Annotated in this window: 17 protein-coding genes and 1 pseudogene; 7 read left to right on the top strand and 11 right to left on the bottom strand. The window is 65.9% G+C overall.

Annotated elements, in window-relative coordinates; translation table 11 throughout:
• The 4 genes and pseudogenes from QM712_RS34510 to QM712_RS34495 form a co-directional block, all read left to right on the top strand.
• Positions 1-592, top strand: a pseudogene (locus tag QM712_RS34510) (DNA polymerase III subunit gamma/tau); the annotation flags it as partial.
• 136 nt (positions 593-728) lie between these two features.
• Positions 729-1,049: a YbaB/EbfC family nucleoid-associated protein gene (locus tag QM712_RS34505; RefSeq protein WP_415027626.1), complete on the top strand. Its 321-nt coding sequence runs from the start codon at positions 729-731 to the stop codon at positions 1,047-1,049.
• A 1-nt stretch (position 1,050) separates the two neighbouring features.
• Positions 1,051-1,653, top strand: a complete 603-nt coding sequence (gene recR / locus QM712_RS34500; RefSeq protein ID WP_415027625.1) for a recombination mediator RecR — start codon at positions 1,051-1,053, stop codon at positions 1,651-1,653.
• A 30-nt stretch (positions 1,654-1,683) separates the two neighbouring features.
• Positions 1,684-2,121, top strand: coding sequence for a hypothetical protein (locus tag QM712_RS34495; RefSeq protein WP_415027624.1), 438 nt, complete (start codon positions 1,684-1,686; stop codon positions 2,119-2,121).
• 230 nt (positions 2,122-2,351) lie between these two features.
• On the opposite strand, the gene QM712_RS34490 is transcribed toward QM712_RS34495, so the two are convergent.
• Complete coding sequence (locus tag QM712_RS34490) at positions 2,352-3,716, bottom strand: AmpG family muropeptide MFS transporter (protein WP_415027623.1); 1,365 nt, start codon at positions 3,714-3,716, stop codon at positions 2,352-2,354.
• A gap of 136 nt (positions 3,717-3,852) precedes the next feature.
• Positions 3,853-5,055, bottom strand: a complete 1,203-nt coding sequence (locus QM712_RS34485; protein WP_415027622.1) for a DNA recombination protein RmuC — start codon at positions 5,053-5,055, stop codon at positions 3,853-3,855.
• 171 nt (positions 5,056-5,226) lie between these two features.
• Here QM712_RS34485 and def point away from each other — a divergent pair, with 171 nt between their 5' ends.
• The 3 genes from def to truA all read left to right on the top strand — a co-directional run bounded on the left by def (position 5,227) and on the right by truA (position 7,696).
• Positions 5,227-5,751: a peptide deformylase gene (gene def, locus QM712_RS34480; protein WP_415027621.1), complete on the top strand. Its 525-nt coding sequence runs from the start codon at positions 5,227-5,229 to the stop codon at positions 5,749-5,751.
• Between the two features lie 159 nt (positions 5,752-5,910).
• Positions 5,911-6,846 carry a methionyl-tRNA formyltransferase gene (gene fmt / locus QM712_RS34475; RefSeq protein WP_415027620.1) on the top strand — a complete coding sequence of 312 codons (936 nt, stop codon included), beginning with the start codon at positions 5,911-5,913 and terminating at the stop codon, positions 6,844-6,846.
• A 112-nt stretch (positions 6,847-6,958) separates the two neighbouring features.
• Positions 6,959-7,696 (top strand): tRNA pseudouridine(38-40) synthase TruA, encoded by a 738-nt coding sequence (gene truA, locus QM712_RS34470; RefSeq protein WP_415027619.1) that lies wholly within the window; start codon positions 6,959-6,961, stop codon positions 7,694-7,696.
• A 70-nt stretch (positions 7,697-7,766) separates the two neighbouring features.
• On the opposite strand, the gene dapE is transcribed toward truA, so the two are convergent.
• The 9 genes from dapE to yidC all read right to left on the bottom strand — a co-directional run.
• Positions 7,767-8,933: a succinyl-diaminopimelate desuccinylase gene (gene dapE, locus QM712_RS34465; RefSeq protein ID WP_415027618.1), complete on the bottom strand. Its 1,167-nt coding sequence runs from the start codon at positions 8,931-8,933 to the stop codon at positions 7,767-7,769.
• Positions 8,930-9,580 carry a DUF805 domain-containing protein gene (locus tag QM712_RS34460; protein ID WP_415027617.1) on the bottom strand — a complete coding sequence of 217 codons (651 nt, stop codon included), beginning with the start codon at positions 9,578-9,580 and terminating at the stop codon, positions 8,930-8,932. Before QM712_RS34460 ends, dapE begins: the two co-directional genes overlap by 4 nt.
• 117 nt (positions 9,581-9,697) lie before the next feature.
• Entirely contained in the window at positions 9,698-10,543 is an 846-nt protein-coding gene (dapD, locus tag QM712_RS34455; RefSeq protein ID WP_415027616.1) for a 2,3,4,5-tetrahydropyridine-2,6-dicarboxylate N-succinyltransferase, read from the bottom strand.
• Positions 10,544-10,755: 212 nt separating this feature from the next.
• A complete protein-coding gene (locus tag QM712_RS34450) occupies positions 10,756-11,448 on the bottom strand; it encodes a pyrimidine 5'-nucleotidase (protein WP_415027615.1) in 693 nt (230 codons plus the stop codon).
• A 186-nt stretch (positions 11,449-11,634) separates the two neighbouring features.
• The gene (locus tag QM712_RS34445) at positions 11,635-12,621 is read right to left on the bottom strand and encodes a DUF1036 domain-containing protein (RefSeq protein ID WP_415027614.1); all 987 of its coding nucleotides are present in this window, start codon (positions 12,619-12,621) and stop codon (positions 11,635-11,637) included.
• A gap of 161 nt (positions 12,622-12,782) precedes the next feature.
• Positions 12,783-13,670 carry an acetylglutamate kinase gene (gene argB / locus QM712_RS34440; RefSeq protein WP_254128037.1) on the bottom strand — a complete coding sequence of 296 codons (888 nt, stop codon included), beginning with the start codon at positions 13,668-13,670 and terminating at the stop codon, positions 12,783-12,785.
• A 109-nt stretch (positions 13,671-13,779) separates the two neighbouring features.
• Positions 13,780-14,145, bottom strand: coding sequence for a DUF423 domain-containing protein (locus QM712_RS34435; RefSeq protein ID WP_415027613.1), 366 nt, complete (start codon positions 14,143-14,145; stop codon positions 13,780-13,782).
• Positions 14,145-14,798: a ribosome biogenesis GTP-binding protein YihA/YsxC gene (yihA, locus tag QM712_RS34430; protein WP_415027612.1), complete on the bottom strand. Its 654-nt coding sequence runs from the start codon at positions 14,796-14,798 to the stop codon at positions 14,145-14,147. Before yihA ends, QM712_RS34435 begins: the two co-directional genes overlap by 1 nt.
• Positions 14,799-14,947: 149 nt before the next feature.
• A partial coding sequence (gene yidC / locus QM712_RS34425) for a membrane protein insertase YidC (RefSeq protein ID WP_415027611.1) occupies positions 14,948-16,593 on the bottom strand: 1,646 nt, incomplete at its 5' end.

The following is a 16,593-nucleotide window of genomic DNA, read 5'->3' as shown; positions in this document are numbered from 1 at the left end:
CGTGCCGGCCGCACCGGTTGCTTCCGCTGCACCGGTCGTTGCCGCGCCGGTCCGTGCACCGACCTCCTCGCCGACGGCGTTCGGCGGCGGGGCCGCGCGGCCCCAGATGGCGGCGCCCGCGCCCGAACCGCAAGGTGCGGCGCCCGTGCTGCGCATCACGAGCTTTACCCAGCTCGTCGCCCTCGCCGGCCAGAAGCGCGATCTCATGACCAAGGCGGCCCTCGAAGGCGACATGCGGCTGGTCCGCTTCGAGGAGGGCCGGCTGGAGGTCGCGCTCGAGCCCAACGCCTCCAAGACCACCATCACCGAACTCGCGCGCAAGTTCGAGCAGTGGACCGGCCGCCGCTGGACCGTGATCGTCTCGAACGAGCAGGGCCAGCCCACGCTTCGCTCGGTGAATCAGGCCGCCAAGCAGGAGCATGCCCGTACCGCGGAAGCCGACCCGCGCGTGCAGGAGGTGCTGTCGCGCTTCCCGGGATCGAAGGTCGTCGAAGTCCGCAGGCTTGCCCCCGAGGTGCCGGAATCCAATATTAACGCGGACTATGGCAGTGATGATCCGCCTGACGGTTCCGACGGCGACGACGATCTCTAGCGCATGATCGGGACCCGAAGGGCCGCGCCGCAAAAGGTGCGAAGCGGTTTTCCGGTACGTTCATGCGCGAACAATATGCTAAGGCGCGATGACGATTCATGGCGCCCTGGGCCCACCTCTCCAAGGACACGCACCGATGGCTGATTTTCTCGGCATGATGAAGCAGGCGGCGCAACTGCAATCCAAGATGCAGGCGATGCAGGACGAGCTCGGCAATGTCGAGGTCGAGGGCATTTCCGGCGGCGGCCTCGTCGCGGTGCGCATGACCGCGAAGATGGACGTGAAGGGGATCAAGATCGATCCCTCGCTGATGAAACCCGAGGAGAGCGAGGTGCTCGAGGATCTGCTCGTCACCGCGCTCGGCGATGCCCGCCGCAAGGCGGAGACGGCCATGCAGGAGAAGATGCAGTCTCTCACCGGCGGGCTCGGCCTGCCGCCGGGGCTGTTCGGCCAGTAACATGGGCGCGGTTGCAGGTCCCGAGATCGAGCGGCTGGTCCAGCTTCTCGCGCGGCTGCCGGGCCTTGGTCCGCGCTCCGCGCGGCGCGCGGCGCTGCACCTGATCAAGAAGCGCGAAGCGTTGATGATGCCGCTGACCTCCGCCCTGCAGGTCGCGCTCGACAAGGTCCAGGTCTGCAAGACCTGCGGCAACATCGACACGCAAAGTCCCTGCACTGTCTGCACCGATCCGAAGCGCGATCCCGCGATCATCGTCGTGGTCGCCGACGTGGCCGATCTCTGGGCGCTGGAACGGGCCAATGCCACCCAAGGGCGCTACCACGTGCTGGGTGCGACCCTGTCGCCGCTCGATGGCGTCGGTCCGCAGGACCTCACCATCGACGCACTGGTCGCGCGCGCACACGATGCGCAGGTGCATGAAATCATCCTGGCGCTGAATGCGACGGTCGATGGCCAGACCACGGCGCATTACATCACCGACCTGCTTCAAGACGCCAATGTGAAGGTGACGCGCCTCGCGCATGGCGTCCCCGTCGGCGGTGAGCTTGATTATCTCGACGAAGGTACGCTATCGGCCGCGATGCGGCAGCGCACGCTGTTCTAGCAATCCTGCAGAAGTTACGGAACGGACGACATGACGAAACGATTCGCCACACGGCTGGCTTTGGTCGCGATGATGACGATGCTGGCGTCGCCGGCCATCTGCGCGCAGAACGACGACGAGGCGCCGCCGCCGTCGAAGCCGGGCAAGCCGATCAGCGCGGGCGAAGTGCTTTCGGGCGAACTCAACGCGATGAAGGTGCGCGACATCAAGAATGGCGGCAAGCGGGTCGCGACCTATCTGATCACGTCCGAACCGCGTCGCCTGCCGCCGCCGAACGGTCTGTGCAATCTCGAGACCGGTCCGGAGACATTCCAGCTCGTGACCTCCAGCGACGCGCAGGCCGCCCAGCTCAAATCGTTCGTCGGCAAGGCGATCTCGGTCAAGGTCGACGAAGTCGCCTGCGCCAGCGATCCCGGCCAGATGAGCGAGGCCGTGATCACGAAGTGGAGCCTGATCAGGAAGCAGTAAAAGGGGGGCGCGATAGGTCGCTGCCCCTGTGTCGTCATTGCAAGGAACCCTTGCGACGAAGCAATCCTGACTGTTCCCTTGGAAAGATTTCTGGATTGCGTCGCTTCGCGCGCAATGACGAACGGAAGGGTAGGCAAAAGCGCAAAGCGCCGTGCCCACCCTTATCTTGATCGCGGCTCGAACGGTGGGCGCGCTTCCCTATAGCACCGTATCCGTTGGGCGCGCGGGGATCACACCCGCACCGGCCCCAGCGCCTCGAAATGTCCGCGCTTCTGCAGCCAGGTCAGCAGCATCAGGCTCGGGATCGCCACCAGCACGCAGATCACGAAGAACAGCGGCCAGCCGGTCGCCTTGGCGACATAGCCCGCAACCGACGAGAGATAGGTGCGCCCCACGGCGGCGAGCGCGGTGAGCAGTGCGTATTGCGTCGCCGTGTGCAGCGGGTTCTGGCACAGCGCGGAGAGATAGGCGACGAAGATCACCGTGCCGATCGCGCTGGTGAAATTCTCGCAGCTGATGGCGAAGGCCAGCGCCCATTGGCTGGTGCCGACGAAGGCCAGCCACGAGAACGACAGGTTCGCCAGCGCCTGCACGACGCCGCCGATCCATAGCGATGTCGCCAGCGAATAGCGCCGCGCCATGAAGCCGCCCGCGAAGCCGCCGATCAGCGTTGCCGCAAGCCCGACGCCCTTCACGATCGCCGCATAATCATTGCGGGAAAAGCCGAGGTCGATCACGAACGGCGCGGTCATGGTGCCGGAGAAGGCGTCGGTGAACTTGAACAGCACGACGAAGGCCAGCGCAGCCAGCGCGTCCTTGCGCGACAGGAACTCCGAAAACGCGCCGATCGCCGCGTGCAGCACGCGCGCGAACGCGGTTTCGGTTTGCGTCGCCGCCTCCGCCCGCACCGACTGCTCGGGCTCGGTCGCGAGCAGCGCCGTGATGGTGCCGATCAGTACCATCGCTGCCATCACCACATAGCCCCACATCCAGGCCAACGTGCGCGGCATCCCGGTGGTCTCGAAGCCCGAGACGATGAACAGCGCGCCGGCGGTCGAGACCAGCATGCCGATGCGATAGGCCGCCACGTAAGCCGCCATGCCGGCGGCCTGTTCGCTCTCGGGCAGGCTCTCGACGCGGAAGGCGTCGACCACGATGTCCTGCGTCGACGACATCGTCGCCACCAGCAGCGCGCCGAGCGCGACGTAGAACGGCGAGCGCGCGGGGTCGGTCATCGCCAGCAGCAGGATGGCGATGATCAGCAGCAACTGCGAGAACACCAGCCAGCCCCGCCGCCGCCCGAAGGCGCGCGTGAACAGCGGCACGTGCAACGCGTCCACCAGTGGCGCCCAGAGGAATTTCAGCGTGTAGGGCGTGCCGACCAGCGCGAACAGCCCGATGGTGCCGAGATCGACGCCGGCTTCCCGCATCCACACCAGCAGCGTCGAGCCCGACAGCGCCAGCGGCAGGCCGGACGAGAAGCCGAGAAACAGCACGATCAGCACCCGCGGCTGCAGGTAAACGGCAAGACTGTCGCGCCAGGAGGTGTTAGCGGCATCAGCGCCGGCGGAGGACGTCGCGTCGGGTGCGGTCATGGGGAGGTGTTAGCAGATTCTGACGGAAAAGACTCGCGGGGCAGCCAGTGATACGGAAGCTCTCAACACTCTCTCGGTGTCATCGTCCGCCTCGTGCGGACGATCCAGTATTCCACCAGCGTCACGTGCCTCAATCCTACTCCCCGGCCTGGAGCTTCCTCGGGAACAGCTCAGGCGTGCCCGTGGCCACGAGGCGCGGGCCGTCCGCCGGCGCGTCGGTCTTGCTGAAGTCGAGTTCCTCGATCCGGCCCGCACGCTTCTCGATCTTGTCGGCGGAGATCAGCACCTGGCGGACGTCCTCGTTCACGTCGGCGAAGTGCTTCTGCAGCTTCAGCACGCGGTCGCGCAGGCGGCCGAGATCGTCGCCGAGCTTGATCACCTCGGTGCGGATCTGATCGGCGGCGTCGCGCATGCGCGCGTCCTTCATGATCTGCTGCATGACCTGGATCGCAAGCATTAGGAGTGAAGGCGACACCAGCACGACGCGGGCGCGATAGGCCTTCTGGATCACGTCGTCGAAGCCGTCATGGATCTCGGCGTAGACCGATTCCGACGGCACGAACATCAGGGCCATCTCCTGGGTCTCGCCGGTGACGAGATATTTCTCGGCGATGTCGCTGACGTGCTTCATCACGTCGCCGCGCAGCCGCTGCGTGGCGCTGCGCCGCTCCTCGTCGGTGCGGGCATCGTGCAGCGCGGTCATCGCTTCCAGCGGGAATTTGGCATCGATGCAGAGCGGGCGCTGGTCGGGCAGGAACACGACGCAGTCGGGCCGCTTGCCGGTCGACAGCGTGAACTGGAATTCGTAGGAGCCTTTCGGAAGACCGTCCTGGACGATCGCCTCCATCCGCGCCTGGCCGAAGGCGCCGCGCGATTGCTTGTTGGCGAGCACGTCGCGCAGGGTCGTCACCTGGGTGGTGAGGTCGGTGAGGTTCTTGTGCGCGCTGTCGATGATGCCGAGCCGCTCGTGCAGCGCGCGCAGGCTCTCCATGGTGTTGCGGGTCGAGTGCTCCATCGACTGGCCGACGCGATGGGTCACCGAATCCAGCCGCTCGTTGAGCCCCCGCGCCATCTCGGCCTGGCGGCCGGCGAGCGCCTGGGTCATGGCGTCGACGCGGCCCGAGGCCTCGCTCTGGGAATGCAGCACCTGGCTCAGGCGCTCTTCCAACTCGTCCGCGCGGATGGCGTTCGCCATCGCGAGTTCCGCGCCGCGCCGCCCCGAGCGCGCGATCACGAGCGCAATCACCACGAGCAGGATGAGGACCAGCGCGCCGAAGCCGATCAGCGCATCCACGGTACGGACCGGCCAGTCGCCGGCGTGAAAAATGATCTCGTTCATCCCGCCACTTCTAGCCGATTCGCGGATGTGCGCGAACGAAGAGGGAACGGCAGCGGTTAACAGCCCCCTAATTTTTATGGTTAACGAAGGCTGAAGTTTTATGGTTAGCGAAAGGTTAACGGGTTCCTGGGCGCATTGACCGCATCAGGCATGCGGCTTAAATCGCCCGCCATGGCCCTACGAGAAATCATCATCCTGCCCGACAAGCAGTTGCGTCTGGTCTCCAAGCCGATCGAGACGGTCACGGCTGAGATCCGCAAGCTTGCCGACGACATGTTCGAGACCATGTACGACGCGCCCGGCATCGGGCTCGCGGCGATCCAGATCGCCCAGCCCTTGCGGCTGATCACCATGGACCTCGCCAAGCGCGACGAGAACGGCGAGACCAAGCCGGAGCCGCGCGTCTTCATCAATCCCGAGATCGTCGCCTCGTCGGAGGAACTGTCGGTCTACGAGGAAGGCTGCCTGTCGATCCCCGAATATTACGAGGAGGTCGAGCGGCCGGCGAAGGTGCGCGTGCGCTTCACCGATCTCGACGGCAAAGTGCATGAGGAGGAGGCCGAAGGCCTCTACGCCACCTGCATCCAGCACGAAATCGACCATCTCAACGGCGTGCTGTTCGTCGACTATCTGTCGAAGCTCAAGCGCGACCGCGTGATGAAGAAGTTCGAGAAGGCGGCCAAGCGCGCAGGGTAGCTTCGTCTTCCGCTGTCATGCCCGGCCGAAAGCACGGAGGGCGTCTCCGAGCCAATCTGCCGGGCATTCACGTTTTCCGCCGCAGGCGAAGACCGTGGATGGCCGGGACAAACCCGGCCATGACGGATATCCTGCTGCCTCCGAGGATTGTCCCGTCACATGTCGCTCCGCCTGATCTTCATGGGCACGCCCGATTTCTCCGTGCCGACGCTGCTCGAACTGGTCGCGCATGGCCACGAGATCGCTGCCGTCTACACCCGCGCGCCGAAGCCCGGCGGCCGGCGCGGGCTGCAATTGCAGCCGACGCCGGTCGAGGAAGCCGCGCGAAAGCTCGGCGTGCCCGTGCTGACGCCGAAAACATTGAAGACGGCGGAAGCGCTGGAGGAATTCAAGGCATTTGACGCCGATGCGGCCGTTGTCGTCGCCTACGGCATGATCCTGCCGCAGGCGATCCTCGATGCGCCGAAGCTCGGCTGCTACAATCTGCACGCCTCGCTGCTGCCGCGCTGGCGCGGCGCGGCGCCCATCAATCGCGCGATCATGGACGGCGATGCCGAGAGCGGCGTCATGGTGATGAAGATGGATGTCGGCCTCGACACCGGCGACGTCGCCATGGCCGAGCGCATCGCCATCTCCGACAACATGACGGCGGTCGATCTCCATGACCGCCTCTCCCGGCTCGGCGCCGATCTGATGGTCCGCGCCATGGCGGCGCTCGAACGCGGCGGCCTCCAGCTCAGGAAGCAAAGCGAGGACGGCGTCACCTATGCCGCCAAGATCGACAAGGCCGAGGCACGGGTCGACTGGAGCAAGCCCGCGCGCGCCGTGCTGCGCCACATCCACGGCCTGTCGCCGTTTCCCGGCGCCTGGGCCGAACTGGCGGGCGTCAGCGAGAACGCGCGCGTGAAGATCCTGCGCTGCGAGCTCGCGAAGGGCTCGGGAGGCCCGGGCGAGGTGCTCGACGATCAGCTCACGATTGCCTGCGGCGAGGGCGCCATCCGCATTCTCGAACTGCAGCGCGAAGGCAAGGCGCGGATGCAGGCCGCCGACTTCCTGCGCGGCGTGCCGCTGAAGGCGGGCGCGAAGTTCAACTGATCAACTCGTCATATGCGGGCTTGACCCGCGTATCCATCTTCTCACAAAACTCTTTCTCAGGCGATGGATTGCCGGGTCAAGTCCGGCAATGACGCCGGATAAAGCTGGATCGATGCCCCGCTACAAGCTCACCATCGAATATGACGGCGCGCCGTTCTTCGGCTGGCAGGTGCAGGAGACGCTGCCTTCGGTGCAGGGCGCGCTGGAGGCTGCCGTCAAGGCGATGACGGGGGCCGATGCGCGGGTGCATGGCGCCGGACGCACCGATGCCGGCGTGCACGCGCTCGGCCAGGTCGCGCATGTCGACGTCGTCAAGCCGTTCGCGGCCGATCGTTTTCGCGACGGTCTCAACGCGCATCTGCGCCCAAATCCAGTTGCGGTTCTCGAGGCCGAGATCGTGCCGGAGACCTTCGAGGCGCGCTTCTCGGCAATCCGGCGCCACTACCGCTATCGCATCGTCAACACCCGCGCCAATCTCGCGCTCGACATCGGCCACGTCTGGCGCGTACCACGACGGCTCGACAGCGACGCGATGCATGCGGCCGCGCAGCGCCTGATCGGCAAGCACGATTTCACCACCTTCCGCGATACCGAGTGCCAGGCCAAGTCGCCGGAGAAGACGCTCGATCAGCTCGACGTGCTGCGCGACGGGCGCGAGATCACGGTCATCACCTCGGCGCGTTCGTTCCTGCACAGCCAGGTCCGCTCCATGGTCGGCTCGCTGGTCTGGGTCGGCGAGGGCCGCTGGACCGCGGACGATCTGTCCGCGGCACTCGATGCCCGCAACCGCGCCGCTTGCGGCATCGTCGCGCCACCGGAAGGCCTGTATCTGGTGCAGGTGGATTACTAGACTTCGCGGCCAACGTTATGGCCGGGACAAGCCCGGGCATGACGGCGGGAAGGCGTGGCGGCAGCCGCGCCTATCCAAAATACCGCGTCAAAATCCCGCGATACACTTTCGTCAGTTGCTCCAGATCGGTCACCGGCACGCGCTCGTCGATCTGGTGCATGGTCTGGCCGACCAGGCCGAATTCGATCACCGGGCAATAGCTCGAAATGAAGCGCGCGTCCGAGGTGCCGCCGCTCGTCGACAGCTCCGGCTTGCGTCCCGTGACCTCTTCGATCGCGGCGACCGCGAGCTCGGTGAACGGACCGGGCTTGGTCACGAACACGTTGGAGTTCGACGGTTCCCAGACGATGCGGGCGCGGATGCGGTTGCCGCAGGCCTTTGCCAGGCGCGCCTCGACCAGCTCGCGCAGGCTCGCCTGGGTGTGGTTGTCGTTGTAGCGGATGTTGAACCTGGCGCGCGCCTCGCCGGGGATGACGTTGTTGGCCTTGTTGCCGACGTCGACCGAGGTGAATTCGAGATTGGAAGCCTGGAACTGCGCGCTGCCGTGGTCGAGCGGCTCGTCGGAGATCGCCACGATCAACCGCGAGATGTCGGGCACCGGATTGGCGGCGCGGTGCGGATAGGCGACATGGCCCTGCACGCCATCGACATAGAGCGTGCCGGATTGCGAGCCGCGACGGCCGACCTTGATGGTGTCACCGAGCGTCTCGACGTTCGACGGCTCGCCGAGCACGCAATGATCGAACTTCTCGCCGCGCTCGGCGGCCCATTTCAACAGCTTGATGGTGCCGTTGATGGAGACGTCTTCCTCGTCGCCGGTGATCAGGAACGAGATCGAGCCCTTCCCGTCGGCGCGCGCCTTGCCGCCATGGGCAGCGAGATGCTCCAGCACGGCGGCCACCGAACAGGCGATGCCGCCCTTCATGTCGACGGCGCCGCGGCCGTGCAGGAATCCGTCCTTCACCTCGCCGGAGAAGGCGCCGACGCTCCAGGCGCTCTCGTCGCCCGGCGGCACCACGTCGGTGTGGCCGGCAAAGGTGATGTGCGGTCCTTCGCTGCCGATCCGCGCATAGAGGTTGTCGACGTCGGCGGTGCCGGGCTCGCTGAAGGTCACGCGGTGGCAGGTGAAGCCGGCCGCCGTGAGGGCCTTTTCAAGCACGCCGAGTGCTCCGGCGTCGGCCGGGGTCACCGAGGGGCAGCGGATGAGATCGCGGGCAATGGAGAGAGCATCGGTCATGGGTCCCGCTTAACATGCATGCCGCCGGGTGGGCTAGCACTCGGCGGGACAAATTCGAGCTCGCTCTGCTGGTCCCAGCCGGTCGGCCGGTGAGGGGACGTTGCAGCGGGCGTCTCGAAGCTGGCCATCGGATCGGGACCGAACCGGTTGCTGCCCGGACTGCCGCGCAGGCAGAACATCTCGACGATACCCCACAGCCACAGCGCGTGGATGGCCCAGTCGAACGGAGCGAACCATCTGGTGTCGGGCAGCAGGTCCCAGACATGGAACGAGAGCCGGGGAACGACGAAAAACGGAACGATCCACCAGCCGCTCCTGTCGCGATCGTGCAGCCGCTTGGTCGCGGTCGCAAGGAAGATCCAGAGGAATAGCGACGCGCCGCACGCCTTCAGGATCAGGGTTGCGCGATCAGTGGACGCCGGCGCGCGATAGGCGCGGGGATCGAAAATCTTGAAGACCTCGTCGAGGCCGAAATCGAAGTCGACGTCGAAGGGAAACTTGAACTTGCTCTGGCCGCCGGTGACGTGGATCGCCTGATCGGTCAGGTCGAGCAGGCCCACCAGCAACGCAACGATCAGCAGCGCCTGCCACAGCAGGGTCCGGTTGATGCGGCCATCGAAGCGAAAGAGATACCAGCTCCAGTCCATGCGGGACGCTCCGGGCGGAAGGACCGCCCGATGATTGGTCGCGATGGAAGGAAGGAGGGTTCGACGCGGTTCCGGCGTCGTCCCGGCGAAGGCCGGGACGACCACGGGCAGCGACGATCAATCCCGCAGCAGCTCGTTGATGCTGGTCTTGGACCGCGTGCGCTCGTCGACGCGCTTGACGATCACGGCGCAGGCGGTGCTCGGACCGATCTGGCCGTTCTTCATGGGCTTGCCGGGCAGCGCGCCGGGCACCACCACCGAATATTCCGGCACTTCGCCGATGAAGATCTCGCCGGTCTCGCGGTCGACGATCTTGGTCGAGGCGCCCAGGAACACGCCCATCGCCAGCACCGCGCCCTTGCGCACGATCACGCCTTCGGCGACCTCCGAGCGCGCGCCGATGAAGCAGTCGTCCTCGACGATGACGGGCTCGGCTTGCAGCGGCTCGAGCACGCCGCCGATGCCGGCGCCGCCGGAGATGTGCACGCGCTTGCCGATCTGCGCGCAGGAGCCGACGGTGGCCCAGGTGTCGACCATGGTGCTCTCATCGACATAGGCGCCGAGATTGACGAAGGACGGCATCAGCACGACGTTCTTGGCGATGAAGGCCGAGCGGCGCACCACCGCGCCGGGGACGGCGCGGAAGCCGGCATCGCGAAAACGATTCTCGCCCCAGCCCTCGAACTTCGAGGGCACCTTGTCCCACCAATTGGCCTTGCCGGGACCACCGGGAATGACGCCCATGTCGTTGAGGCGGAAGGAGAGCAGAACCGCCTTCTTCAGCCACTGATTGACCTTCCACTTGCCGTCGCCGCCGCGCTCGGCGACGCGGGCCTCGCCCTTGTCCAGAATCTCCAGCGCCTGGTCCACGGCCTCGCGCACCTCGCCCTTGGTCGAGGTCGTGATGCCGTCGCGCGCGTCGAAGGCGCTGTTGATGGTGGATTCGAGGGCTTGGAGCGACATCGGGATTTCCTCTTCGGAACGGGAATTTTGATGGATTGGGGCGCCTTTTCGGGACTTGGGGGAGAGGAGTCAAGGCTCCGCGGTTGGGCGCGCGCAGGGCCGGAACGCCTACCCCACAAGGGTGTCGTCCGGCGAAGATTCGGAGGTGCCGATCTCGCGCGACGATCAGGTCCGATGGTGATGGGTCCCGGCCTTCGCCGGGACGGCGCCGGCTATTTGTACGACAGCCCGTCCAGAAACCCCGCCAGATCGTCCGTGACGTGGTCGACATGGGCCGCGTCCCGGCCCTCCAGCTCCCAGTCCTCGCGCACAACTTCCTTGGTGCCGTCGGGCACCACCAGCACCGTGGTCATGCCGAGCTCGTGCGGGACGGTGAGGTTGCGGGCGAGATCCTCGAACATCGCCGCCCGGGTCGGATCGACCGCATGGTCCGCGAGGAATTTCCGGTACGTCTGCGCGGCCGGCTTCGGTTCGAACCCGGCGGCGATGATGTCGAACACGCCGTCGAAATGGGTGGCAAGGCCAAGCCGTGCCAGCACCGCATCGACATGGTCGACCGAGCCGTTGGTGAGGATCAGCTTGCGGCCGGGCAGTCTGGCGATGGCTTCGCCGAGCGCCGGATTCGGCTCCAGCGGCGAGTGGTCGATCCTGTGGACATAGGCGAGATAGTCGTCGGCGCGCACGCCATGCAGGGTCATCATGCCGCGCATGGTGGTGCCGAAGCGCAGGTAGTAGTCCTTCTGGATCTTGCGCGCTTCCGGCGGCGTCACGTTCAGCCAGTTGCAGACGAATTCCCCGATCCGTGCATCGACCTGCTGCCACAGGTTGACGTGATGCGGGTAGAGCGTGTTGTCGAGGTCGAACACCCAGGTGTCGATGTGGGTGAAGGCGCGGGGTGGGTTCATCGCAGCTCTCTATCCATTGACCGGGACGGCAGCTCCGCTCTCAGGCGTCGTCCTGGCGAAAGCCAGGACCCCTACGCCGTGAACTGTTTTAGCGGCACTCTGGTCGTCGTTCTTCGTCAAATCGATCGTGTGGCTATGGGTCCCGGCCTTCGCGGACGACGGCGGGCGAGTAGGATCATCATGTCGTCACGGCATCGCGAACCGCAGCGTCTTGCCGCCGCTCGACATGTCCACCGCGCCGAAGCCCGTCGCGACGAAGCCGCGCGCGGGACAGTCGTTCTGCTCGTTGGTCTCGAACTTGGTTTCGCGCGTGCAGAGCTGCTTGTCGCCGCCCCAGTTCAGCGGCTTGTCCTTCAGCTTGACCGTGCGGTTGTCGGCGTCGATCGCTTCGGCGAAGCTGAAGATCTGCCTGGGCTGCCCGGTGACGTCGGGATGAAGGCACTTGCCGGGATCGATCCGGTACCAGCCGCGGCTGGTCGTCGTCTTGCCGTCGTCGGTGGCGACGGCCGCCATCACCTTGTGCGGCGTGTCGTTGCACCAGGTCAGCCCGTTCGCCGACGGTGTCTGCACCGCATCTACCATGGTCTTGAACAGGTTCGGCGACTGCACGGTGTCGAGCGGCAGCCCGCGGCTCTTCAGGAACGCGGCGAGCGCGGCCTGGGTTTTCGGTCCGTCGACGCCGTCGATGGGCGCGGCGTCGTAGCCCGCGATCACCAGCAGCCGCTGGATGCCGGCGAGCCGGGCCTGCTCGTCGTCATATTCGGAATCTTCGGCGAGATAGGCGGTGAGATTGCCGTCGTCGCCCTGCGACGGCGTGATCTGGGTGAAGGGCGCCTGGGTCTGGCCGGCGCGGCATTGCCGCGCGGCGGCGATGACGAAATTGTCCTGCGCGACGCAGAGCATGTCGCTGCCGTTCTGCGGGATCGGGGAGGCGCCATAGACGCCGAGCGCGCGCGCGTTGAGCAGGATGCGGTCGGCGTTCAGCGTCCCCTGCACCACCACGCGGCAGGTGGCGGGATCGATCCGGAACCAGCCTCGCGTCGCGGTCGCCGCCTTGTCGTCGATGCCGATCGCGGCCTCCACGACATAGGACATGTGGTTGCAGATCTTCAGATCGGCGAAGGCCGGCGCGGAGGAGAAGAAGAACGAGACGACCGCCGCCGGCAGCGTCATCAGGAGACGCGTCAGAGGCGAGCGGCGATGCCTTCGCGCTCGCCGTTCGTCACGGCCGGGCCCGACCCGGCCGCCCACGTGCAACGGCGTGCGCGGAGAGCCGTGGATGCCCGGGTCCTTCCCGGGCATGACGGCCTCTGTCCGCTGCTCGCGTTCGCTCATCACTTGTGGATCAGCGTTCCCGTGCCGGTGTTGGTGAACAGCTCGAGCAGCACCGCGTGCTGCATCTTGCCGTCGATGATGACGACACCTTCGACGCCCTGCTCAAGCGCGTAGATGCAGGTCTCGACCTTCGGGATCATGCCGCCGGAAATGGTGCCGTCGGCGATCAGCTTGCGCGCGTCCTTCACCGACAGCTGCGGGATCAGCTTCTTCGACTTGTCGAGCACGCCCGGCACGTCGGTGAGCAGCAGCAGGCGCTTGGCCTTCAGCGCGCCGGCGACCGCGCCGGCGAACGTGTCGGCGTTGACGTTCAGCGTCTGGCCGTCCTTCGACGTCGCGAGCGGCGCCAGCACCGGGATCAGCTCGTAGCCGATCAGCTGGTTGAGGAGCGTCAAGTCGACCTTCTCGGGATCGCCGACGAAGCCGAGATCGACCGCCTTCTCGATATGCGAGTCCGGATCGATGATGGTGCGCGTCGTCTTCGACGCCTTCACCATGTTGCCGTCCTTGCCGGAGAGACCCACGGCCTTGCCGCCGGCTTCGTTGATGTAGCCGACGATCTGCTTGTTGACGGAGCCTGCGAGCACCATCTCGACGATCTCGATCGTGGCGGCATCGGTGATGCGCAGGCCGGCCGCGAATTCCGAGACGATGCCGAGGCGCTTGAGCATGGTCGCGATCTGCGGACCGCCGCCATGCACCACCACCGGGTTGATGGCGGTCTGCTCCAGCAGCACGATGTCGCGTGCAAAGTTCTTCGCGGTCTCCTCGTCGCCCATGGCATGGCCGCCATATTTGATGACGATGGTTTCTTCGTCATACTGCTGCATGTGCGGCAGCGCTTCGGACAGGATGCGGGCCTGGTCGAGCGGGGAGATTTCGGTCATGGCGCGGGTCTCGCTGGCGGGACTGTCGGGCCGCGTTCTATCTGATTGGCGGCGTCGGCGCAAAGTGGGTGTTGCGACCCTCTCCCATGCGGGGAGATGGAAGAGCGCGCTATTTCCGAGCCGCCACCGCCCCCAGGGTCACCGCCAGCCAGCTCACGATCATCAGCGTTCCGCCGGTCGGCGCGGCGTAGGGAAACAGCGAATGACCGGCATATTGCCGCACGGTGAGGTCGCCCGCGAACAGCGCGGCCGACACCGCGAAGCCGAATGCGGCGATCAGGCCAATTCCGCCATGCAGAAGTCCGCGCGCAAGCAATGCGATGGCCGCGAGTATGGCAGTTGCATGAAACAGCAGCATGGCGCTGGCGGAGGCGAGCCGGCTCGCGTCGGCGCCATGGGCGGATGCCGCGGCGAGCGCGACGCCGGCGGCGCCCATCAAGCCGGCAAGCCCGATCAACAGGCGGAACGCGGCCATCACGATCTCCGTTCTTCGAGCAGCTTCGCCATCGCGGCGCGCAACTCGGCCATGCCGGTTCCGGAGCGCGAGGAGGTCGCCAGCACATGCGGGAAGGCCGCCGGATGCTTGGCCAGCGCGGCTTCCGTCTCGGCGATGCGCGATTGAAGTTCTGACGCCTTGACCTGGTCGGCCTTGGTGAGCACGACCTGGTAGCTGACGGCGGCGCGGTCGAGCGTCTTGAGAATCTCGAGATCGACGTCCTTCAGCCCGTGGCGTCCGTCGATCAGCACGTAGATGCGTGCAAGCGAGGCGCGGCCGAGCAGGAATTTGTGGATCAGGTCGGTCCAGGACGCGACCTGGCTCTTGGGAGCCTTGGCGTAGCCGTAGCCGGGCATGTCGACGAGGCGCAGGTCCGCCTTGCCCGGGACCTCGAAGAAAATCAGCTCCTGGGTGCGGCCGGGCGTATGCGAGGTGCGGGCGAGGTTGTTGCGGCCGGTCAGCGCGTTGATCAGGCTCGACTTGCCGACATTGGAGCGTCCGGCAAAGGCGATCTCCAGCCCCGCCATCGGCGGCAGCGTCTGGATCGACGGCGAGGCCCAGATGAACTGCCAGTCGCGGGCGAACAGCTTGCGCCCGGTCTCGATCAGCTTGTCGTCCGACTGCTCGGTCATGCCAAGGGTTGATCCTGTCGTCGTGGCCGGGCTCGTCCCGGCCATCCACGCCCATCGGTGTGGCACCTTCCAAAACGTGGATGCCCGGGACGAGCCCGGGCATGACGTTGCGGCGGGCTTGCGCCCGCCAACGAGTCGCGTCGCTCTGGCTACGTCGCCTTCCGCGCGAACGTCGCCTTGAGATTGTCGAACAGCTCCACCTTCACGCCGTTGCGGCGCATGATGAAGCTCTGCTGGAGCACCGAGAGCGTGTTGTTCCAGGCCCAGTAGATCACGAGACCCGCCGGGAAGCCTGCCAGCATGAAGGTGAAGATCAGCGGCATCCAGTTGAAGATGAGCTGCTGCGTCGGATCCGGCGGCGTCGGATTCAGCTTCATCTGGAACCACATCGTGATGCCCATGATGATCGGCCAGATGCCGAGCGCCAGGTAGTGGCCGAACACCGGGATCGTGGTCGGATCGAACGGGATCAGGCCGAACAGGGTGAACAGGTTGGTCGGATCGGGCGCGGAGAGATCCTTGATCCAGCCGTAGAACGGCGCGTGCCGCATCTCGATGGTGACGAACAGCACCTTGTAGAGCGAGAAGAACACCGGGATCTGGATCACCACGGGAAGACAGCCGGCGACCGGGTTGATCTTCTCCTTGCGGTAGATCTCCATCATCTCCTGCTGCTGCTTCACCTTGTCGTCGGGATAGCGCTCCTTGAGCGCCTGAAGCTGCGGCTGGATCGACTTCATCTTCGCCATCGAGGCGTAGGACTTGTTCGCCAGTGGGAAGAACAGCAGCTTCACGATCACGGTCACGAGCAGGATCGAGATGCCGAAATTGCCGAAGAAGCGATAGAAGAAGTCGAGGCCGAGGAACATCGGCTTGGTGATGAAGTAGAACCAGCCCCAGTCGATCAAGAGATCGAAATGGTTGAGGCCGAGCTCCTTGTTGTAGCCGCCGAGGCCGGCGAACGGGAACACGCCGACCACGCCCGCTTCCTTGGCGCCGGCGAACAGCCGTGCGTTCGCGGTCGCGGTGCCGCCGATCGCGACGGTGACGGGATCGAGCAGATAGTCGGTCTGGTAGGTGTGGACGTTGCCGGACAGGTTCGACGAGAAGCGCGCCTGAAGCTGGGCAGTGGTGTCCGGCAGCAGCGCCGAGGCCCAGTACTTGTCGGTCATGCCGAGCCAGCCGTTGGTGGCCTTGAAGTTCACCTGCTTGGCTTCGTCGATCTTCTTGTAGGCGTATTCCTGCAGGCCGTGGTCGCCGAGATAGCCGATCAGGCCTTCGTGCAGGATGTAGTAGCCGGAAACCTGCGGCGTGCCGTGGCGCGAGATCAGGGCGAAGGGATAGAGCGTGACCGGCGAATTGCCGACGTTGCTGACCTCGTCCTTGACGGTGAAGAGATAGTGGTCGTCGACGGCGATGGTGCGGCGGAAGGTGAGCCCCTCGCCATTGTCATATTTCAGCACGACCGGCGAGGTCGGCGTCAGGTTGCCGCTGCCGTCCTGCTGCCAGACGGTCTGCGCATCCGGCATTTTCGCCGTCACGCCCGATGCCGCGACCCAGCCGAATTCGGCGTAATAGGGCTCGGCCGTGCCCGAGGGCGAATAGAGGATGATCGGCGGCGATTTCGGGTCGACCGTCTCGCGATACTGCACCAGCGCGAGGTCGTCGATGCGGCCGCCCTTCAGCGAGATGCTGCCGGCGAGGCGCGGTGTCTCGATCTTCACGCGCGGGGCCGCTGCGATCGCGGTGTCGCGAGCAACGACCGGCTGGGCCTGCTGGTTCGCTGCCGGCGCCG

It is taken from the genome of Bradyrhizobium sp. (assembly GCF_047605465.1).
Taxonomy (GTDB): domain Bacteria; phylum Pseudomonadota; class Alphaproteobacteria; order Rhizobiales; family Xanthobacteraceae; genus Bradyrhizobium.
The sequence above is the reverse complement of the archived record's forward strand: the minus strand, read 5'-3'. Positions and strand labels throughout refer to the sequence as shown.